The sequence below is a fragment of the Amycolatopsis vastitatis genome (assembly GCF_002234595.1).
Lineage (GTDB): Bacteria > Actinomycetota > Actinomycetes > Mycobacteriales > Pseudonocardiaceae > Amycolatopsis > Amycolatopsis vastitatis.
The window spans coordinates 393289-411119 of record NZ_NMUL01000007.1 but is presented as its reverse complement, the minus strand read 5'-3'; the positions used below and the strand labels follow the sequence as shown (position 1 = coordinate 411119).

Sequence of the window (17831 nt, the reverse complement as noted above, 5' to 3'; positions counted from 1 at the left end):
GCGAAAACCGGCTCTGCACGCTGTGCAACCGACCGGCCACAGTGGCCGATCATCACCCCGAAACCCGCCGGGCTCTCGTCACCCTGGGCGTGCCCGACCCCGACGCCTGGCACCGGTTGCGGCCACTCTGTAAGCCTTGCCATGATCGACACACCGGACTCACCAGCCCTGGAGGGTGGAACTGGCGTGGCTCTATCTAGCCCGCTGGGTTATCGGCCTACTCTTCTTGTGAGTGCTGAAGTATTTCCGAGAAGCGTTGTATTATTTGCTCTCGTTCTTCTGGTTGCGACGCCGCGAGCGCCTTCCTGAGAAGAGCAAGAGACGTCTCCGCAGAGTCTAGGTCTGTTCGGGTAACCCAAAGTACATCCGGCATGTCAGTAAAATCTGAGAATTTGAAATCCACACGCCGACGAATAGAGCCCCATTGTGCGATGTTTGAGGGATCGACTTCAAAATGCTTCGGAACGCCGACATTGGGGTAGTCTATGAACACTTGCCGTACATGCTTAGTTTCACCGGCTAAAAAGCCTTCGAGGCCTGAATAGGGGGAAGGTGAGGCTTCCTTGGTTGTTTCGGCGGTCTCGTCCTCGTCAACCTCTGGCGCCGTTGGAACTGAGCTCGGCTTAGTGCCTGCCACCTCGTCTCCAGGGAGCGAGTTTGCGATCGAACGAACGACTTCTGGGGTCGATCGCCCCTGCTTTTCGTCCAGTATGAGACGTAGTTGAGCGGCAGTTACCTGCTCCTCGGTTACGCGATGCGGTTGAGTCATGAGTTCTGCCCCGTCTGGTCAGTGGGGTTCAGTATCTCACCTAGCACCCGCTGATGAAACACGTCAAGTAGCTGGCACTCGTCTTGCTGGGCAAGCTCCGAGCGGGCTAGCTTCATCATCAGACTGAGTCCCAGGGTTCGCTTCGTTGCTGAATCGTCCATCGCGAGTCCTGCCGCCCAAGTGAAGCGGCGCCACCACTCCTCACGTCGGGCGGCAAGCTCGCGTTGCTCGGTTGCGCGATCGTTGGCCTTGGCACCCAATCGTGACCCTATGTAGGCACCCGCAACGGTAAGTAGTCCTATGAGGGCCGTCAGCCCCAGCTGCCACCAGTTGACCGGCATCGTCCGCCCCTCATCGGATGGTCGTCGGGCGGTGAAGGCTACCTCAAAGCCGGCCGCATGGCTCGGCATGTATGGAGTGGGGCCTGACCTGGTGGTTTGTTGGATTCCGGCAGGCTTGCGAGCCCGAAAGCGCCTGGGTTCCGGCCCTTCTATGGCGTCGGCGGGCCGGCGGTGTTCTGCTCGCGTGCCCGGCGAGCTCGCAACTGTCTCGCCGATGGCGGGAAGAACTCGGCCGAGTTCCAGAACGAAGGCGCCGGAGGCGGCCCGTGTTTGCCCAGGCGCTGGTACTGCCGGGGCGGAACCCAGCCGGACAAGTCCTCCTCGACCTCGGCCAGGACCGCGTCATCGTCCTCAGCCTCGGTCACCAGCAGGCGCCAGTGGCCGTCCGGGCCGTGGCTGGTGTGCCAGTTGCGCAGGAGTTGCACTACGTCGATGCCGTCCGGCGTGCCGCCGAACAATTCGGACTGCGTGCTCCACTTGCCGTCGAGCAAGGTCGAGATGTTCCACCGGAACGGCGGGCCGTCGCCTTGCGGCGTGCACCAATCCGGAGACGTCGTCGAGACCATGTCGCCAGTCGAACACATGAGCGATATTCGCGCAAGGTTGACACCGTACGAGCGCGGCGGACCACTGACCCATCGAATGCAGCGAAGCCCCTGACCAGGAGGTCAGGGGCTCCGAAGTGATCTCGCAACCGAGGCAGCGCGCCTCGCGGGCGCGCGCCACCTCGGCGACGAGGTCAGGCGGTGTGGTGGATCTCCTCGCGGGTCGCGCGCACGTGCATCGTGGTGACCACGGTGTAGGCGACGGCCACTAGCAGTTCGGCGTGACCGGCCGATGCGCTGACGAAGTAGGCCGTCGCCATGACGGCGTGCTCGACGACGCTGCCGGTGCGGACGATGACGAGCAGGGTGGCGACGTGGGCGAAGATCTTGGCGAACATCGTGGTAGCTCCTTCAATAACCTGTCCGGGTTGTTGACCGCTTAACCGGTCCTGTAAAGGATCTCCGCGTGATCGCGACCAAGATCAGGAGCCATTCGAGCGATTCTGCACCCGCTCACGACGAAGCCCCCGAGCCGTAGCCCAGGGGCTCCACATCAGCGGCGGATGCCGAACAACGTCACCGTGCCCGGCTCTACACCGAGCTGCTTCTCCAGCTCCCGCACCGCAATGAGCGCGCGCTCGACCATCACCCGGCACGCCGCGTTCGTGCCGCTGTCCTCCGGGTCGTCGTTCGTCATCTGCACGCCCGTGTCCGCGTAGTCGAACAGGGCGTCCAGAGCGCCAAGACCTTCGAGGGACGTCGGAAAGGTCAGCACGTGCGCGGAGCCATTGCGCCCGTACCGTCGTTCGGGAGCATCGCGGTAGATCTCCCACAGCAGCTGGCGTTCCGGGGTGTCCAGCTCCGTGCCCTGGCCGACCGATGTGCCGTCGAACCATTCTGCGATGAACTTGCCCGTCATCGTCACCGTGACCACGAGTAGCTTCTCCTGCCTCTGTCGTTTGTGGACCCGCCCCGACGATCCCGAACCCGCTACGGCCGGCAGCAAGGAGCCTTTCGGGTGATTCACCGCCGCTGCCCGGCCTGGTGGCCCGGGGGTAGGGGGGTCGAAATCACCAGGACCTCACGGCACCCAGACCGCGCCGGTGGTGTTCCGCGTGAGAACCCGCGTTTCGCCAACTCGGTGCCAACCCTGAGCGCCTGGAGGGGAGCTGTCGTGTCTGACTACGTCCGCCGGTTCCACCTTCAACGCCAGGTCGACGTGAGCGGGGCCTCCGGTACCGGCCGCGTCGCCGAGGGGTGCTTGTGGCCGGACGGCAGCGCGAACGTGCACTGGTACGGCGAACACCGCTCAAACGTCTTCTGGCCGCACATCGAGTCCGCCGAGGCCGTCCACGGACACGACGGCGCCACCCGGATCGTCTGGGACGACTGAGATCGACGACCCCCAACCCTTTCCTTCGGTACATGAGATTGGGGGCGCTCGTGTACGAGCTGCGGGCTCCGGTGAACTACTCGTTCGGGCAGCTGACCAACCCGGCGGCCGTTTCGGACACGTCGATGGTATCCACCGACTTCGCGTCTCTCCAATCCGGACTGACCACCAGCCTGTACATCCCGATCACCTTGCAGGACCCGGCGAACAAGCAGTTCGAGATCGTCTGGGCCACCGCACACACGGGCGCGTCCAACACGCTCACGGTGGTACGAGGCCGGGAAGGATCGGCTGCGCGGGCGTGGCCGGCCTCGACGTTGTGGGCGTGCGCGCCGACGCTGAGGGATTCAGTTCTGCCGGTGCCGAACGCGGCAGCCCTGCCGCCCGATCCGCACGTCGGTCTGCGTGCCCTCCTACAGGACACGCAGCAGACAGTCCAATGGGGATACCCGGGCGGATGGGAACTGGAAGCCCGCAGGGGAATCCTCGGCCTGGTCAAGCGAAACGTTCAGGACACGAACACGACCCAGGCCGACAGCCTCTTCGAGACGCTGACGATCACGGGCATGCGGGCAACCCGGTACTACAAAGCGGTCTGGGTGTTCAACACGAACGCCAGTGGCGCGGTCAACCCTCCGAATGGCACGGCGAGCATTCGCCTCAGTGCCGTGGGCGCGGCGGTGACGATCAACGATCCGGCGATCCGTACCCAGGGCATCATCAACCAGGTCTACACCAACCCGGGAATCGTCGTGGAGACGATCTTCACGGTGCCAGTGGATGGCACTTACCAGCTCGGGTGCTCGGCAAACTCGGGCGCAGCCTCAGGAGGCACGACGTTGACCATCCTCGCCTCAGGCGCCGCCAACGAAGCCAACGCGGCGAACAAACGCGCTTTCTGGGTCGAGGACATGGGAATCAAGTGACGACGAAGCCCCCACGTGATGACGTGGGGGCTTCGTGTGAACTCCTACTTCTGATCCAGCTCAAGAATGTCGAGCCCGGGAGCGGCGGCGGCCTGCCGCCTGCATGCGGCAACCAGTGTGCGCAGCGCGGGCAGCTCGACGTCGCGGTAGCAGGGCCAGTGCGCCACCTCGGAGGCCACCTCTTCCAGGAGCAGCCGGGTGACCGGCACGGGGGCCTTGCTGCCGTCCGGCAGAGTAAGGGCAGTCCGCGCGTGCACGCGGGCGCGTAGCGCGATGGTCTCGGCTAGCGCCTGCTTGCCCTCGTGAGGCTGACGCGTCACTGCGCCACCGCGCGCGCGAACGCCTGCTCGGCCTGTCGCTGCGCCTCCTCGACCGTGCCCGCTTCGCCGGTCGTGAGGATCCGGCCGTCCGGGAAACACTCGCCGACCCGCCACGTGCACGGGCCTCCACCGGTGACGTCGGCGAAGAAGATCTCAGCCCGCTCGTCGTAGTCGGTAGACAGGGTCCAGACAGGACGCCCGTCCTCCTCTGGCACGTCCTCGATCCACTCGCCCCCGACCTCGGCCGGGGCGTCCTGCACGGCACGCTGCGCCTCGATCTCGTAAGCCTCGGCCTCCAGAACGGCGAGCGCAGTCTTGCGGCACTTCTTGCAGAAGCCCTTGACCTGACCGGACTCGGCGAGCGCGGTCGCCTTCTTGACCGCCTCGGCAAGGTCGGTCGTCGTCAGCGGGCGCACCCACATCGTCTGGTTCTTCGACAGTGCCGAGCACGCACTCAACGCGTAGTTGAGGCTGTCAAGCCCGCCCCGGACCTGCTCGTCGAGGCCCTGGATGTGGACGGCGCCACGGGCGTAAACGACGGTGTAGGTGCGGGTGGTGATCTCGGTGTTCATTGGTGTTCCTTCCGTTGCGACCTGTCCGGGTCTTTTTCCTCGGTGATCTCAGGATCAGGGCTTCAGGCGTGATCGGACCAGCGATCTTCGGTTCCGATCGTGTTCCGTGGACCACGCCACTGACCGTGTGTTTCACCTGCACACAAGGGAAACACCCCCACGGCGCTGCCGTGGAGGTGCTGGGGTGGAGCGGGACCGGGGGCGGCTCAGTCGTGGTTGGGTGAGCGCACGCCCCGGCCCGGCCCCTGGTGGCCCGAAGGCCACCAGGTCACTTGTCGGCCTTGGCCTTGCCGCCGGTGGGCTCGGCCTTGACCTTGCCCTTGAAGTAGATGACGACCATGCCGTCCGCCTGCACCTCGTGGCTGAGGTTCACGCCCAGGTCGTTGCGTGCGGCGGCGCGCCGAACTGCGGCCTTGACGGCGTCGATGGTCTTGGGGTCGTTGGCGATCGGGTCGAGCGCGAACGCCTTCTTCTCGGTGAAGCTGCGCTGGACGAGCTGCGTCAGCGGGTTCTGCTTGCCGCCCCGGGGCGTGGCGGGCATGACGTCAACCTCCTTGGCGCCAGCGGCCAGCTTGTCGAACAAGTCGCCATTGCCGCGCTTGGGCTTCTTGCCCTCGGCTGGGGTGGCGGCGTTGGCCGTGACCTCGGCGGCCTTCGCTTCGGTCGCCTTCGGCTCGGCCGGGGCAGCGGCCTTCGGGGCAGCGGCCTTCGGGGCCGCAGGCTTCGGCGCGGCGGCCTTCGTGGCGGCCGGGGCCTTGCGTGCGGTGGTGTTGGCGTTGGTGGCCATGGGGTTTCTCCCTGTGGTGAGCAGTGGTGGGCTGTGTGCCCGCCGTTGACACCAACACTCGACTCGTCGGCGCGAGCAAGACAAGCGCAGCGGGCCACGGATCACTGAGCCATTCGAGCGTTCACAGACAGGAGTCCGATGACCCCGATCCCGTGCCCGAACGCCGGCGGTGGCCGATGAGCAATCGCTACGTCGAGTACATGCCCATCGAGGACGTGCAAGCTGCGCCCCGCAACCCGAAGGAACACGACGCGACTGGCATCGCCCGGTCGATCGGCCATTTTGGACTCGCCGAGCTGCCGCTGATCGACGAACGCACCGGCCGTCTGGTGGCCGGACACGGTCGCTACCTCCAGTTGCGCGCGTGGGCCGAGGAGGGCCGCGACGCACCCGAGGGCGTGCAGGTCGACGGCGAGGGCCGGTGGCTGATGCCCGTCATCCGGGGCTGGGCGTCGCGTTCGGACGATGACGCCGAGGCGTACCTGATCGCGTCGAATCAGCTCACCGTCAAGGGCGGCTGGGACGACAGGGTCCTCGCCGAGGTCCTGCACGACCTCGGCGAAGCCCAGATGCTCGATCTCACGGGCTACGAAGCCGACGACCTCGCGGCGCTGGAAGAGGCGTTGACCGCGGAGGACGAGGACGAGCACGCGGGGGAAGGCGATCCGCCGGACAAGGGCGAGGCCCTGCGGCTGGCCGGGGTGACCGTGGGCGAACCCGACTTCGAGACGGCAACCGGCCAGATCTGGACCCTTGGGCGTCACAGCCTGGTGGTGGCCGACGTTCACACCGGCTGGCCGTTGTGGACACCACTGCTGGGTGAGGGCGATCTGCTGTGGCCGTACCCGACGATGCTCGCGCCCTTCGCGCAGAAGGCCGAGGAACACCGCGTGGTGATGGTGCAGCCGCTGCCGTACCTGGCCGGGTGGCTGTTGACGAAGTGGCGCCGGATCACCGGCGAAGAACCGGTCCTGTCCACTCCGGCCGATGCGGGGAGGGCCGCGTGACCACGATCTGGAAGTACCCGCTGGAGATCGCCGACCGGCAGACGCTGCGGATGCCCGCAGGTGCGCGCCTGCTGACCGCGCAGCTCCAGCACGGTCACCTCACCCTCTGGGCCGAGGTCGACCCTGCCGCCGAGCCGGAGGACCGGACCATCGCGATCGTGGGCACCGGCAACCCGATGCCGGTGGGCGCGGCCGAGTACCTGGCCACGGCTCAGGCGTGGGTCGGGCACCTGGTCTGGCACGTGTTCGAGGTGTTCTCGTGACCGGCGCCGACATCGTCGCCACGGCCGGCGGCGCCTTCGACCGCTCGGACACCCCGATCTACTTCGCCGCCGGGGAATCCTCCGCCTACCCCCGGCATCTGCTGCTTGCCGTCAACGACTTGTATCACCGCAGCCAGGAGAAGCGGATGGTGCGGCTGCTCGACGAAGGTCACGTGATCCTGCTGGACAGCGGGATCTTCAACCTGACCAACGAGCACAAGCGCGCCACGGGCTGTTCGATGGACGAGGCGCTTTCCCTGCCCCCGGACGAGATCCAGGGGTTCGACCGGCTCTTCGACCGCTACGTCGAACTGGCCACAACCTACGAAGACCGGTTGTGGGGCTACATCGAGCTGGACCAGGGCGGCCGGGAGAACAAGATCCGCACCCGGGCGCGGCTGCACGACCTCGGCCTCAACCCGATCCCCGTCTACCATCCGCTCAACGACGGCTGGGACTACTTCGACCAGCTCGCGGGTGGGTACGACCGGCTCTGCTTCGGCAACGTCGTGCAGGCCAACCACCCCACGCGCGTCCGGCTGCTGCACACGATGTGGGAACGCCGCCGGCAGTACCCGCACCTGTGGATCCACGTCCTCGGCCTGTCCGCCTGCGAGTGGTGCCTGCCCTGCCCGCCGGACTCCTGCGACTCCAGCTCGTGGCTGAACAGCCTCCGGTACCCGGCCGTGCGGACCGAGTCCGCCGCGCTGCGGCGCCTGGGCGAGCTGGGGCACCGGTTCCTCTACAGCGAGACGGCCAACCGCGACGTCGCCTGCCAGATGCACGCCGACGCCATGACCCACACCCTCGCGACCTGGCGCGCCCTCCAGGACCGGCACGCCGACTTCGGCGAGGTCCCGCACCCGGCCCGCGACGAACGCGAAGGCGAGCTGATGCCGTCATGAACGCACCCGTGACCGTGTGGACCACCGTGACCCTTCCCGGGTTCCACTGCTGGCCCGCCGCGACCGGCCGCCGGTCCTATCTGGCCGACCGCCACCGGCACCTGTTCCGCATCACCGCGCACGTGGCGGTGTCCCACGATGACCGGGACGTCGAGTTCCACGACCTCCAGGACGTCATCCGCGCCTGGTGGGGAACCGGAGCCCGCGAATGCGGCTCGGCCAGCTGCGAAGACCTCGCCCGCGACCTGTGGATCGTCCTGGAGGACGGCTACCAGCTCACACCCACCCAGGTCGACGTGTCCGAGGACGGCGAGTCCGGCGCCACCGTGACGGAGGCGTCCTGAATGGCCAGCACCGTCACGATCAGCCACAACTTCGAGAGCGCACACCGGCTCCCGCACCTGCCCGGCAAGTGCATCAGCCTGCACGGACACTCCTGGTGGGCCGAGGTCACCGTGACCGCCCCGTCCCCGGATGAGGACGGCGTGGTCGTTGAGTTCGGACCGCTGAAGAAGGCCCTGCGCGCCTGGATCGATGACCACCTCGACCACGGGGTCCTGCTCGGCCCGACCGACCCGCTTGTCCCGCTGCTGCGCCAGCACAACTGCAAGGTCTACGAGGTGCCCGGCTGGCCGACCGTGGAGAACATGGCCGCCCACCTCGCCGACGTCGTGGCCGAGCTGCTGGGCGAGCTCGAGCACGTCCCCGGAGCCCGGGTGACCGCCGTCGAGGTCCGCGAGACCCACGTCAACCAGGCCGGGTGGTGCGCGTGACCAACGCTCCAGCCACATCGGACACCCTGGTCGCCAGCGAGGTATTCGGCCCGACCGTGCAGGGCGAAGGCCCCTCCGCTGGCCGCCGGGCAAGCTTCGTCCGCCTCGGCGGCTGCAACCTCGCCTGCGGGTGGTGCGATACCCCCTACACCTGGGACGGGAACCGCTTCGACCTGCGCGCCGAGCTGGCCCGCCAGCCCGTGGAAGCCATCGTGGACCGCGCACTCGCGGGGAGTCCCGAGCTGGTGGTGATCTCCGGCGGCGAACCTCTGCTGCACCAGCTCCAGCCCGCGTGGACGCGGATGCTCACGATGCTGCGTGCCGCCGGGGCCGATATCGAGGTCGAGACCAACGGGACCATCGTGCCCACGGCCGCCACCCTCGAACCGGACCTCGCAGTCCGCTTCAACGTCAGCCCGAAGCTCGCGCACTCCGGCGACCCGGCCGCCCGGCGCATCCGGCCTGACGTGCTGGCCGCGTTCGTCGCCAGCGGACGCGCGAACTTCAAGTTCGTGTGCGCGACCCCGGACGATGTGGACGAAGCCGCCGAGCTGGCCGACCGCTACCACCTGGACGCGCCCGTGTGGATTTCCCCGGAGGGAACCACCGTCGAGGCCGTCCTCATCCACACCAAGCTCATCGCCGACCGCGTCATCGAACGCGGCTTCAACCTGGGCACCCGGCTACACGTGCTGGCCTGGGGAAACGAGAGGGGCCGATGACCGCCGACCTCACTGCCGGCATCCGCTCGTGGCTGGCTGACCGCGGCCTGGACCCGGACGAACCGAACCTGCGGGACACCCCGGCCCGGGTCGCGCGTGCCTGGGCCGAGCTGACCTCGGGCTACGACCAGGACCCGGCCGCCGTGCTGGAGCGCACGTTCCCCGTCGACCGGTCGGACGGCGTGATCGCGGTGACCGGCGTGCCGTTCACCAGCTGCTGCGCGCACCACCTCATGCCTTTCACCGGCACCGCCACCATCGCGTACCTTCCGGTCGCCGGGGCGCCGGTCGCGGGCCTGTCGAAGCTTCCGCGACTGCTCGACATCTACGCGCACCGCCTCCAGGCCCAGGAGCAGCTGACCCACCAGGTCACCGAAGCCCTGGACACCTACCTCAAGACCGAGGGCTCCGCCTGCATCGTGCGGGCTGAGCACGGCTGCATGACCCAGCGCGGTATCCGCAAGCCCGGCGCGGCGATGGTCACCACCGCCGTGACCGGCCGTTTCGCCACCGACCCCGAGCTGCGCGCGCAGCTGTGGGACCTGCACCGGGGAGGCTGATCCACATGGGCCGACGCGGGGTCCCGCCCAAGCCCACCGCCCTGCGGATCATCGAAGGCGACCGGCACACCGAGCGCTACAACCACCACGAACCCGTCCCGCGCTCCGGTCGTCCGGAGTGTCCGGACGATGTGGCCGATGCCGTCCGCGAGGTCTGGGACTACACGGTCGCCGAGCTGGCCGCGATGGGCATCGCGCACGCCTGCGACCGGGACACCCTCATCTGCTACTGCGAAGCCGTAGTCGCACACCGTCGCGCCTCGGCGCTCGTGGCGAAGACCGGCGTCCTGCAGAAGGGCCTGCACGGCGGCTTCGTGCGGAACCCGGCGCTGGTCATCCAGCGCGACTCCGCACACGTGATCAGGGCGTTCGCGCAGGAGTTCGGATTGACCCCGTCGGCGCGGACCCGGATCGAGCAGAGGGACGGGGCCGGCCGTGGCGACGAAGGCAACCCGTTCGCGGGCACCGGCTAAGCGTCCGCCGAGCCGGGCGACGCTCGCCCGGCTGCACATCTCGCCCGAGGTCGGCTGGTATCTGCACTCCCGTGGCATCCCGCTGCCGGACTGCCCGCCCGCGATCAAGACCCCTGAAGGCGGAGCGCGCCGGGGTGCGCGGTTCGACCCGGCCCGGGTGGACCGCGTCCTCGACGTGTTCTCCCGTCTGCGGCACACACAAGGCAAGTGGGCCGGGCAGCCGCTGCGGCCGGACCCGTGGCAGATCGCCTACATCCTGGCTCCGGTTTTCGGGTGGGTGTACCGCAATGAGGACGGCGACTGGGTCCGCGTCGCGCGCCGCGTGTACGTCGACGTGCCCCGCAAGAACGGCAAGACCACCTTGTCCGGCGGGTTCGCCACCTACCTCACGTGCGCCGACCACGAGCAGGGCGCGCAGGTCTACGCCGTGGCCAGCGGACGGGACCAGGCGAGGTACTGCTTCGACCCGGTGCGGCAGCTCGCGCAGAAGAGCCCCGCGCTATCGCCGTATGTGAAGGCGCTGGCGCACCGGATCATCCACCAGCCCACCGGCTCCTACTTCGCCGTCGTGTCCAAATTGGCCGACGTGCTGCACGGCGCCAACGTCTACGGCGCGATCATCGACGAACTGCACGTCCACAAGACCCCTGACCTGGTCGAGGCCGTGGAGACCGGCACAGGCTCCCGGTCGCAGCCGCTGGTGTTCACCATCACCACCGCCGACGACGGCCGGTCCACCACGATCTACGCCCGCCGCCGCCACTACGTCGAGCAGATCGCCCGGGGTGCGCTGAAGGACACCTCGATGTACGGCGTGGTGTGGGCCGCCGACGCCGAGGACGACCCGTTCGCCGAGAGCACGTGGAAGAAGGCGAACCCGGGTTTCGGTGTCTCGCCGTCGAAGTCCTACCTGGAGAACGCGGCCAACGAGGCCCGCAACAGCCCTGCGGACCTGGCGAAGTTCCTGCGCCTGCACCTGGGCATCCGTACCCGGCAGCAGACCCGCTACCTCGATCTGGAGGCGTGGGACCGCAACGCGTCCATCGTGGACGAACGCAAGCTCGCCGGGCGCATCGCCTACGGCGGGCTGGACCTCGCGTCCACCTCGGACCTGTGCGCGCTGGCGTGGGTGTTCCCCGACGGAAACGGCGGCCATGACCTGCTCTGGCGGCTGTGGTGCCCGGAAGGCGCGCTGGAGGCCATCGACCGGCGCACCGCAGGACAGGCCCGCGTGTGGGTCGACCGCGGCCTCCTCGTCGCGACACCCAGCGACGTGGCGGACTACGACTACATCCGCACGCAGATCAACCTCGACCGTGAGAAGTTCCGCGTCCGGGAAATCGCCTACGACCCCTGGAACTCCAGCCAGCTGGTGTCCGATCTGCTCGGCGACGGCGCACCGCTGGTCAAGATGCGGCAGGGCTTCGGGTCCATGTCCGCACCCACCAAGGAGTTTCAGCGCCTCGCGCTGGAAGGCACCGCCGAGACACCCCGGCTGCGCCACGGCGGCAACCCGGCGATCCGCTGGCAGGTCGACAACCTGGCCGTCGAGATGGACGCGGCCGGAAACGTCAAGCCCAGCAAGCGAAACAGCGGCGACAAGATCGACGGCGTGGTCGCACTGATTATGGGACTTGACCGCGCCGTGCACTACACCCCGCCCCGCAGGTCCGTCTACGACGACGGCGACCTCGAAATCGTGTGAAGGGGGCAAGGCGTGGCGCTGCCCATCTTCACCGCCGCCGTGGTCCTGCTCGTCATGTCGCTGCTCTGGCACGCGGTCGAGGAATACCGGGGCCGGGCCGTGGCCGCGCGCCGCCGGGTCGTGGTGTCGCTCGTGGACGACCAGGCCATCACCGGCATCCTGTGGCGCCGGCATCGGCGCCTCGTCGTCATGCGCTCGGCGTCCCTGGTCCAGCCCGGCCGCGAGGCCGTCGCGATGGACGGAGACGTGGTGATCGAGCGCGACCGGATCAACTGGGTGCAGATCGTGGGGGCCGGTTGATGCCGTTCGTCATCTCGCAAGGCGTCCTGGAAGCGGTGCACCAGTACCAGACCGCCACCATCCCGGTCGGCGGTGCCGTAGTCCTCGCGGACGGAGTTGCGCGCGACTACGCGAGCATCTGGCGAACCCAGCCACAGGTGCGGACCGTCGTGTCGTTCCTCGCCCGCAACATCGCCCAGCTCGGCATCCACGTGTACCGGCGACTGTCCGATGTGGATCGTGTACGGCTCGCAGACCACCCGCTCGCCGCCCTGCTGTCCCGGCCGAACCCGTTCACGACCCGCTACCGGCTGATCGAAGCGCTGGTGTCGGACCTGGCGATCTACGACAACGCGATCCTCGCGAAGACGGCAGCCGGCGTTCCTGCGCTGGTCCGGCTCGATCCGCGCTACGTCACGCCGATCTCCTCGAACCAGTTCACGGTGGAGACCTACCGCTACCGCGGCACCACCGGGTACCGCGACATCCCGGCCGCGCAGGTCGTGCACTTCCGGGGCTACAACCCGGAGGACGGCCGGTGGGGCTGCTCACCGATGGAGACCCTGCGGCGCATCCTGTCCGAGGAGTTCCAGGCGGGCCACTACCGCGAACAGCTCTGGCGCAACGGTGCCCGGCTCATGGGCTACCTCCAACGGCCCGTCGACGCCCCGGAGTGGGGCAAGGGCGCGCGAGACCGGTTCCGCCGGTCCTGGCAGGAGCAGTACACCGGCAACGGCGGAAAGGCCGGCGGGACACCGATCCTCGAAGACGGCATGACGTTCGTCCCGGCCTCGGTGACACCAGAAGCCGCGCAGTACATCGAGGCTCGCAAGCTCACCCGCGAAGAGGTCGCCTCCGCCTTCCACATCCCGCTGCCGATGGTCGGAATTCTTGACCACGCGACCTACAGCAACATCACCGAGCAGCACAAGAACCTCTACCAGGACACCCTCGGCCCGTGGCTGACCATGATCACCGAGGAGCTTCACCTCCAGCTCGTCCCTGACTTCCCGGACGCCGCTGATGTGTACCTCGAATTCAACCTCGCCGAGAAGCTGCGCGGATCCTTCGAGGAACAGGCCGCGCAGCTCCAGACCGCGACCGGTGCGCCGTGGATGACCCGCAACGAGGCGCGAGCGCGGGTGAACCTGCCGCAGATCGACGGCGGCGACGAGCTGGTCACCCCGTTGAACGTGTTGACCGGCGGCCAAGCCTCGCCGACCGACACCGCGCCCGAGCCGAAAACCGTGCTCGCCACCGCCACGAGACTCCTGGAGGGCGTCACGCGATGAGGAAGAAGACGTGCCCGGTCCGGATCAAGGCCGCAGGCGAGCAGGACGGCACCGAAGACGGGGTGTTCGAGGCCATCGTGGCCGCGTACAACCTCGATTCTGTCGGTGACAAGATCGTCCCCGGTGCATTCGCTGACACCCTCGCCGAGTGGAAAGCCTCCGGTGACCCGATTCCCGTGCTGTGGTCGCACATGTCGCACGACCCGGACTACCACATCGGCTACGTCGAAGACGCCGAGGAACGCGACGAGGGCCTGTGGGTCCGCGCCCGCATCGACCTCGACGAGCCGAAGGCCAGCAAGGTCTACAAGCTCCTGAAGGGGCGGCGGGTCCGGCAGTTCTCCTTCGCTTACGACATTCAAGAGGGCGGCTGGATCGAGAAGACCGACGGCGAGGACGGCAGCGACGGCTACTACGAGCTGCGCAAGCTGAAGCTGTACGAGGTCGGCCCCACGCTGATCGGGGCTAACCAGGAAACCGAGCTGCTGACCGTGAAGAACCCGCCCGCCGACACCCCGCCCCGCCCTGCACCCGAAGCCAGGCCGTCGGTGAAGGCGGGCCGCACCCTCTCGGCGAAAAACGAGACGGCACTGCGCGACGCCCTGGCGAAGATCGCCGAGAGCACCGACGCCATCGAGACCGTGCTGTCCAGTCTGGACAGCGGCGACGAGGACAAGTCCACCGGCCCCGCGAGCACCCCGCCCGCCCCGTCGGCCGAAGCCCCGTCCACGGCCGCCAGCTCCGCCCTGCTGCGGGCGTCGCTGGCCCTGCTGGACGCCGAGTCGCAACCGCTCACCGCCTGACCTATCCGATCTGCCTGACGTACCACGGCCACGCCCGGCCCCGCCCGCGCACCCGCCTCCCCGGCGATTGCGCGCGCCCGGCAAGGGAACCGCCTCTCTTCGTCTGCGCACGCGCACGAACTGAGGAACCCCCTTGAGCGACAAGATCGCCCAGCTCGCCGACGAGCTGCGCAAGCACCTGAACGACGCGAAGACCATCGCGGCCAAGGCCGACGACGAGGGCCGCGACTTCACCGACGACGAACGCGCCGCCGTCACCGCGGCCATGGCCAAGGCCCAGGACGCGAAAAAGGCGCTCGACGCAGCCAAGGCCGACGGCGCCGTGCGCGACGCGATCAAGGACCTCGGCGACGCCGTGGGCCTGGTCGACGCCCAGGCCGAGGAGAAGAACCGCCGCGAGCAGGCCGAACACGACGGCTACAAGGCCGGCACCCGCACCAGCATCGGCGAAACCTTCATCACCTCCGAGCAGTACAAGGACCTGCTCTCCTCCGCCCCGAACGGGATGTTCGCCAAGGACATGCGGGTCCAGTCCCGCCCGCTGGGCTACAAGCAGCTGGTCACCGGGCTCTCGCCGACCTCCGGCGGTGCGTTCCGCACGGAGGACTACCGCGGCTTACTGGTCGGGCCGGAGCAGTTCTTCCGCCCGCTGACCCTCCGCCAGCTGGTCACCGGCGGGACCACCACCTCCGACCAGATCGAGTACGCCCGCGTCACCGGCTGGAACAACGCTGCCGCCCCGGTGCCGGAGGCCGTCACGGCGGCGGCCCTGGGCTCGGGCAACCCGGTCGTCACGCCCGCTCAGGCGGGTGTGAAGCCCGAGTCCGGGTTCTCCACGGTCCGCGTCACCACGCCGGTGCGGACCATCGCGCACTGGATCCCGGTCACCAAGCGGGCTCTGTCCGATGCCGCGCAGGTCCGCACCCTCATCGACTCGTTCCTGGACACCGGGCTCGAGGAAGAGCTTGAGGACCAGATGATCGCGGGCGACGGCACGGGCGAAAACTTCGAAGGTCTGGCCAATGTGTCCGGAACCCAGACGCAGGCGGCCGTCGCTGACCCGGCCGGGAAGCCCGCCGGGTTCGGCCGGCTGCTCGCCATTCGCCGCGCGAAGACGAAGGTGCGCACGGTGGGCCGGTCGGTCGCCAACGGCGTCGTGATCCACCCGAACGACCTGGAGACCCTGGACGAGATCAGCGACATGCAGGGCCGGTTCTACTTCGGCGGCCCGTCCGGCGCGAACGGCACCTCCCCGCTGTGGGGACTTCCGGTCATCGAGTCGGAAGCGGCCACGCCGGGACAGGCGTGGGTCGGCGATTTCCGCAAGGCGATCCTGTGGGACCGCGAGCAGTCGAGCGTGACCGTCACCGACAGCCACGCCGACTTCTTCGTCCGCAACTTGGTCGCGATCCTGGCCGAGATGCGCGCCGCGTTCGGCGTCATCCAGCCGTCCGCGTTCTGCAAGGTCACCCTCGTCTGATGCGTGGCGACGTCGGCTGTCCCGTCTGCGGAAGCCCGGACTTCTCCTGCGGGATGGCCACGTCCACCACCGGCGTCGACGAGCGAATCGAGGAGGCCCCCTCCATGGCTGAGCTGCGTGAATACCGCGTGACCGTGAACGGCCACGACACCATCATGAACCTCACCGAAGCTGACGCCGAGCTTCTCGTCGGTGTTCCGGTCGCACTAGTGATTGCAGACGATCAGTCAGCTCCTCCAGGGGCAGAACCCAAATCTACGGAAGCGAAGCGACGAGAGGTTGCCGACAAACGGCGGTCTGCGCAGAACAAGTCCTAGTCGCGAGCGCTGAACTCGGGGTTGATTCCTTGGTGATGGATGCCTGAAAGCTCTTGACTGATGGACAGGAGTGCCTTCACCTCAGCCAACTTTAGCCGCTGGTCAACAGTGAGGCTGTCGCCGTGTTCGTTCTCCACAGCGTTCATGGTGTCGAACGCGTCGGCCCACAAGTTCATCGTGCCTCGTCTTTCCGGGGGTGGATGTACGGATCTACCTGGGCCAACAGTGCTGCGGGATCGGCGTCGTCGCGCAACTTCCACAGAGGGCAGTAATCGTCGAGGTCTTCACTATCGACGACCCCTCTGTGCTGTCCGTCCACGGTCACGAGATAACCGTCGACATCGCCTAAGTACACAAACGAGACGTCCATACCTCTCCCATCGCTCCTGGATATATCTCAGTCGGCCGCGCGCCTTGATCCGTTACGGGGGGGAACACATGGGATCTCTCCCTCCGCTTGCCGACCTGACCGCGCTCGCGCGACAGGCAGGCCGTGACGTCGCTGACCCGGCCGTGGCCGACGCGCTTGCCGCGGCCTCGGCCCGGTTCCGGGGAGCAGTCAGGCACCCGGTGTCGCGTGTGGCCGATGACGAGATCTGGCTCGACGGGCACGGCGGGACGGTCTTGTTCCTCCCGACCGCGCCCGTGCTGGCCGTGGCCACCGTGGAAGTGCGCGGCCAGGCCGTCACGGACTACACCTGGTCTCGCGATGGTGTCCTGCGCCGCCGGGCCTGCTGGCCCGACGAGCTCAACGCCATACGGGTCGTCTACACCCACGGCCACGACCCGATCCCCGACGACGTCGCCGACGCGGTGCTGACCGAAGCCCGGTACGTGCTCACCGTCCAGCCGGGCGTGTCGGCGATGACCGTGGGCGGCGAGTCGGTCTCCTACACCACCCCGGACGCCGAGATGCCGCTGTCGTGGACGACGGCGGTTGAGGCGCACCGGCTCAACCACGGGGATCAGGCGTGATCTTCGGCGACACGGTCACCCTCGTCCGGCCCCGGGTCACCCAGGACCGGTACGGCTCCGACGTCCTGGACTACGGGGCCGGGGCGCGCACCGTCGTGCCCGGTGTGTGCGTGCAGCCACGTTCGTCCACGGAGGCCACCACCGACGCCCGGGACATGGTGACAACCGGCTGGCGGATCTACACGCCGGCTGGGATGGACCTCGACGTCACCCCGACCGACCGGATCGAGTGGGCGGGCCGGACCTGCGAGGTCATCGGCGAGATCGCCCGGTGGCCGCATCCAATCCGGCCCGGCGCGGTCCACCACTGCGAGGTCGACGTTCAGAAAGTGAGTGGATGACGATGCCCCGTATCCAGCTGTCGGACCGCGAGTGGCGGCGCATCGTGGCTCTGCCTTCGGTCCGCAAGCGTCTGCGGATGGTCGCCGACCAGATCGCCGCACGCACCCGCGCGAACCTTGCCGCGGCCGGGTCCGAGGCCACCGTCACCGTCGAGGAGGGCGTCCGACCGAAGGGCCGGGCCTACGCCCGCGTCGTGCATGACGACCTGTACGGCGAGTACGGCACCGAGAACGTTCCCCGCCATCGCGCGCTCGGCCGCGCGGTGGGCAGCAAATAGAAGGA

General features: G+C 68.1%; 27 protein-coding genes. 19 read left to right on the top strand and 8 right to left on the bottom strand.

Annotation, left to right across the window (positions count from 1 at the left end; all coding sequences use genetic code 11):
- Positions 1 to 217 precede the first annotated feature (217 nt).
- From CF165_RS50050 to CF165_RS09075, 4 genes are all read right to left on the bottom strand, one after another.
- Positions 218 to 769 carry a hypothetical protein gene (locus tag CF165_RS50050; RefSeq protein WP_143268506.1) on the bottom strand — a complete coding sequence of 184 codons (552 nt, stop codon included), beginning with the start codon at positions 767 to 769 and terminating at the stop codon, positions 218 to 220.
- 490 nt (positions 770 to 1259) lie between these two features.
- A complete protein-coding gene (locus CF165_RS09085) occupies positions 1260 to 1676 on the bottom strand; it encodes a hypothetical protein (protein WP_093946978.1) in 417 nt (138 codons plus the stop codon).
- Between the two features lie 173 nt (positions 1677 to 1849).
- On the bottom strand, positions 1850 to 2053 hold the full coding sequence (locus CF165_RS09080; RefSeq protein WP_093946977.1) for a hypothetical protein: 204 nt from the start codon (positions 2051 to 2053) through the stop codon (positions 1850 to 1852).
- Positions 2054 to 2208: 155 nt separating this feature from the next.
- The gene (locus CF165_RS09075; RefSeq protein WP_093946976.1) at positions 2209 to 2589 is read right to left on the bottom strand and encodes a hypothetical protein; all 381 of its coding nucleotides are present in this window, start codon (positions 2587 to 2589) and stop codon (positions 2209 to 2211) included.
- A 240-nt stretch (positions 2590 to 2829) separates the two neighbouring features.
- Here CF165_RS09075 and CF165_RS09070 point away from each other — a divergent pair, with 240 nt between their 5' ends.
- Positions 2830 to 3048: a hypothetical protein gene (locus CF165_RS09070; RefSeq protein ID WP_093946975.1), complete on the top strand. Its 219-nt coding sequence runs from the start codon at positions 2830 to 2832 to the stop codon at positions 3046 to 3048.
- Between the two features lie 50 nt (positions 3049 to 3098).
- Positions 3099 to 3974: a hypothetical protein gene (locus tag CF165_RS09065; RefSeq protein WP_093946974.1), complete on the top strand. Its 876-nt coding sequence runs from the start codon at positions 3099 to 3101 to the stop codon at positions 3972 to 3974.
- A 44-nt stretch (positions 3975 to 4018) separates the two neighbouring features.
- Here the strand turns inward: CF165_RS09065 and CF165_RS09060 are convergent, their stop codons facing one another.
- From CF165_RS09060 to CF165_RS52035, 3 genes are all read right to left on the bottom strand, one after another.
- A complete protein-coding gene (locus tag CF165_RS09060) occupies positions 4019 to 4294 on the bottom strand; it encodes a hypothetical protein (RefSeq protein WP_093946973.1) in 276 nt (91 codons plus the stop codon).
- The gene (locus tag CF165_RS09055; protein ID WP_093946972.1) at positions 4291 to 4866 is read right to left on the bottom strand and encodes a hypothetical protein; all 576 of its coding nucleotides are present in this window, start codon (positions 4864 to 4866) and stop codon (positions 4291 to 4293) included. The genes CF165_RS09060 and CF165_RS09055 overlap by 4 nt, the downstream gene beginning before the upstream one ends.
- 268 nt (positions 4867 to 5134) lie before the next feature.
- Complete coding sequence (locus CF165_RS52035; RefSeq protein WP_093946971.1) at positions 5135 to 5653, bottom strand: hypothetical protein; 519 nt, start codon at positions 5651 to 5653, stop codon at positions 5135 to 5137.
- A 176-nt stretch (positions 5654 to 5829) separates the two neighbouring features.
- Here CF165_RS52035 and CF165_RS09045 point away from each other — a divergent pair, with 176 nt between their 5' ends.
- The 14 genes from CF165_RS09045 to CF165_RS50040 all read left to right on the top strand — a co-directional run bounded on the left by CF165_RS09045 (position 5830) and on the right by CF165_RS50040 (position 16232).
- Positions 5830 to 6660 carry a ParB N-terminal domain-containing protein gene (locus tag CF165_RS09045; protein ID WP_143268504.1) on the top strand — a complete coding sequence of 277 codons (831 nt, stop codon included), beginning with the start codon at positions 5830 to 5832 and terminating at the stop codon, positions 6658 to 6660.
- A complete protein-coding gene (locus CF165_RS09040) occupies positions 6657 to 6923 on the top strand; it encodes a DUF7352 domain-containing protein (protein ID WP_093946969.1) in 267 nt (88 codons plus the stop codon). Before CF165_RS09045 ends, CF165_RS09040 begins: the two co-directional genes overlap by 4 nt.
- The gene (locus tag CF165_RS09035; RefSeq protein WP_093946968.1) at positions 6920 to 7828 is read left to right on the top strand and encodes a hypothetical protein; all 909 of its coding nucleotides are present in this window, start codon (positions 6920 to 6922) and stop codon (positions 7826 to 7828) included. Before CF165_RS09040 ends, CF165_RS09035 begins: the two co-directional genes overlap by 4 nt.
- Positions 7825 to 8172 (top strand): hypothetical protein, encoded by a 348-nt coding sequence (locus CF165_RS09030; protein WP_093946967.1) that lies wholly within the window; start codon positions 7825 to 7827, stop codon positions 8170 to 8172. The genes CF165_RS09035 and CF165_RS09030 overlap by 4 nt, the downstream gene beginning before the upstream one ends.
- Positions 8173 to 8601, top strand: a complete 429-nt coding sequence (locus CF165_RS09025) for a 6-pyruvoyl trahydropterin synthase family protein (protein WP_093946966.1) — start codon at positions 8173 to 8175, stop codon at positions 8599 to 8601.
- Positions 8598 to 9323, top strand: a complete 726-nt coding sequence (locus CF165_RS09020) for a 7-carboxy-7-deazaguanine synthase QueE (protein ID WP_240521511.1) — start codon at positions 8598 to 8600, stop codon at positions 9321 to 9323. Before CF165_RS09025 ends, CF165_RS09020 begins: the two co-directional genes overlap by 4 nt.
- Positions 9320 to 9883 (top strand): GTP cyclohydrolase I, encoded by a 564-nt coding sequence (folE, locus tag CF165_RS09015; protein WP_093946965.1) that lies wholly within the window; start codon positions 9320 to 9322, stop codon positions 9881 to 9883. Before CF165_RS09020 ends, folE begins: the two co-directional genes overlap by 4 nt.
- A gap of 5 nt (positions 9884 to 9888) precedes the next feature.
- A complete protein-coding gene (locus CF165_RS09010) occupies positions 9889 to 10356 on the top strand; it encodes a phage terminase small subunit P27 family (RefSeq protein WP_093946964.1) in 468 nt (155 codons plus the stop codon).
- Complete coding sequence (locus tag CF165_RS09005) at positions 10319 to 12061, top strand: terminase large subunit (RefSeq protein WP_093946963.1); 1743 nt, start codon at positions 10319 to 10321, stop codon at positions 12059 to 12061. Before CF165_RS09010 ends, CF165_RS09005 begins: the two co-directional genes overlap by 38 nt.
- A 12-nt stretch (positions 12062 to 12073) precedes the next feature.
- On the top strand, positions 12074 to 12361 hold the full coding sequence (locus CF165_RS09000; RefSeq protein ID WP_093946962.1) for a hypothetical protein: 288 nt from the start codon (positions 12074 to 12076) through the stop codon (positions 12359 to 12361).
- Positions 12361 to 13632 carry a phage portal protein gene (locus CF165_RS08995; RefSeq protein WP_093946961.1) on the top strand — a complete coding sequence of 424 codons (1272 nt, stop codon included), beginning with the start codon at positions 12361 to 12363 and terminating at the stop codon, positions 13630 to 13632. The genes CF165_RS09000 and CF165_RS08995 overlap by 1 nt, the downstream gene beginning before the upstream one ends.
- On the top strand, positions 13629 to 14435 hold the full coding sequence (locus CF165_RS08990) for an HK97 family phage prohead protease (protein ID WP_093946960.1): 807 nt from the start codon (positions 13629 to 13631) through the stop codon (positions 14433 to 14435). The genes CF165_RS08995 and CF165_RS08990 overlap by 4 nt, the downstream gene beginning before the upstream one ends.
- A 133-nt stretch (positions 14436 to 14568) precedes the next feature.
- Positions 14569 to 15915 carry a phage major capsid protein gene (locus CF165_RS08985; RefSeq protein WP_093946959.1) on the top strand — a complete coding sequence of 449 codons (1347 nt, stop codon included), beginning with the start codon at positions 14569 to 14571 and terminating at the stop codon, positions 15913 to 15915.
- On the top strand, positions 15915 to 16232 hold the full coding sequence (locus CF165_RS50040) for a hypothetical protein (protein ID WP_143268502.1): 318 nt from the start codon (positions 15915 to 15917) through the stop codon (positions 16230 to 16232). Before CF165_RS08985 ends, CF165_RS50040 begins: the two co-directional genes overlap by 1 nt.
- Here the strand turns inward: CF165_RS50040 and CF165_RS08980 are convergent.
- Positions 16229 to 16408 (bottom strand): hypothetical protein, encoded by a 180-nt coding sequence (locus tag CF165_RS08980; RefSeq protein ID WP_093946958.1) that lies wholly within the window; start codon positions 16406 to 16408, stop codon positions 16229 to 16231. The genes CF165_RS50040 and CF165_RS08980 overlap by 4 nt on opposite strands.
- A 262-nt stretch (positions 16409 to 16670) precedes the next feature.
- Between CF165_RS08980 and CF165_RS08970 the strand changes: the two genes are divergently transcribed.
- The 3 genes from CF165_RS08970 to CF165_RS08960 are packed head-to-tail and all read left to right on the top strand — an operon-like array spanning position 16671 to position 17826.
- Positions 16671 to 17207 (top strand): head-tail connector protein, encoded by a 537-nt coding sequence (locus CF165_RS08970; protein ID WP_143268501.1) that lies wholly within the window; start codon positions 16671 to 16673, stop codon positions 17205 to 17207.
- Positions 17204 to 17548 carry a head-tail adaptor protein gene (locus tag CF165_RS08965; RefSeq protein WP_093946955.1) on the top strand — a complete coding sequence of 115 codons (345 nt, stop codon included), beginning with the start codon at positions 17204 to 17206 and terminating at the stop codon, positions 17546 to 17548. Before CF165_RS08970 ends, CF165_RS08965 begins: the two co-directional genes overlap by 4 nt.
- The gene (locus tag CF165_RS08960) at positions 17545 to 17826 is read left to right on the top strand and encodes a hypothetical protein (protein WP_143268500.1); all 282 of its coding nucleotides are present in this window, start codon (positions 17545 to 17547) and stop codon (positions 17824 to 17826) included. The genes CF165_RS08965 and CF165_RS08960 overlap by 4 nt, the downstream gene beginning before the upstream one ends.
- The last annotated feature ends 5 nt before the right edge of the window (positions 17827 to 17831 follow it).

What these genes read in the sequence shown, in the direction of transcription:
- CF165_RS50050 (WP_143268506.1), bottom strand. Translation starts at nt 769, where the DNA reads ATGACTCAACCGCATCGCGTAACCGAGGAGCAGGTAACTGCCGCTCAA.
- CF165_RS09025 (WP_093946966.1), top strand. Translation starts at nt 8,173, where the DNA reads ATGGCCAGCACCGTCACGATCAGCCACAACTTCGAGAGCGCACACCGG.
- CF165_RS08970 (WP_143268501.1), top strand. Translation starts at nt 16,671, where the DNA reads ATGGGATCTCTCCCTCCGCTTGCCGACCTGACCGCGCTCGCGCGACAG.
- CF165_RS09030 (WP_093946967.1), top strand. Translation starts at nt 7,825, where the DNA reads ATGAACGCACCCGTGACCGTGTGGACCACCGTGACCCTTCCCGGGTTC.
- CF165_RS08990 (WP_093946960.1), top strand. Translation starts at nt 13,629, where the DNA reads ATGAGGAAGAAGACGTGCCCGGTCCGGATCAAGGCCGCAGGCGAGCAG.
- CF165_RS08995 (WP_093946961.1), top strand. Translation starts at nt 12,361, where the DNA reads ATGCCGTTCGTCATCTCGCAAGGCGTCCTGGAAGCGGTGCACCAGTAC.
- CF165_RS09045 (WP_143268504.1), top strand. Translation starts at nt 5,830, where the DNA reads ATGAGCAATCGCTACGTCGAGTACATGCCCATCGAGGACGTGCAAGCT.
- CF165_RS50040 (WP_143268502.1), top strand. Translation starts at nt 15,915, where the DNA reads ATGCGTGGCGACGTCGGCTGTCCCGTCTGCGGAAGCCCGGACTTCTCC.
- CF165_RS52035 (WP_093946971.1), bottom strand. Translation starts at nt 5,653, where the DNA reads ATGGCCACCAACGCCAACACCACCGCACGCAAGGCCCCGGCCGCCACG.
- CF165_RS09010 (WP_093946964.1), top strand. Translation starts at nt 9,889, where the DNA reads ATGGGCCGACGCGGGGTCCCGCCCAAGCCCACCGCCCTGCGGATCATC.
- CF165_RS09080 (WP_093946977.1), bottom strand. Translation starts at nt 2,053, where the DNA reads ATGTTCGCCAAGATCTTCGCCCACGTCGCCACCCTGCTCGTCATCGTC.
- folE (WP_093946965.1), top strand. Translation starts at nt 9,320, where the DNA reads ATGACCGCCGACCTCACTGCCGGCATCCGCTCGTGGCTGGCTGACCGC.
- CF165_RS09085 (WP_093946978.1), bottom strand. Translation starts at nt 1,676, where the DNA reads ATGGTCTCGACGACGTCTCCGGATTGGTGCACGCCGCAAGGCGACGGC.
- CF165_RS09055 (WP_093946972.1), bottom strand. Translation starts at nt 4,866, where the DNA reads ATGAACACCGAGATCACCACCCGCACCTACACCGTCGTTTACGCCCGT.
- CF165_RS08980 (WP_093946958.1), bottom strand. Translation starts at nt 16,408, where the DNA reads ATGAACTTGTGGGCCGACGCGTTCGACACCATGAACGCTGTGGAGAAC.
- CF165_RS08960 (WP_143268500.1), top strand. Translation starts at nt 17,545, where the DNA reads ATGACGATGCCCCGTATCCAGCTGTCGGACCGCGAGTGGCGGCGCATC.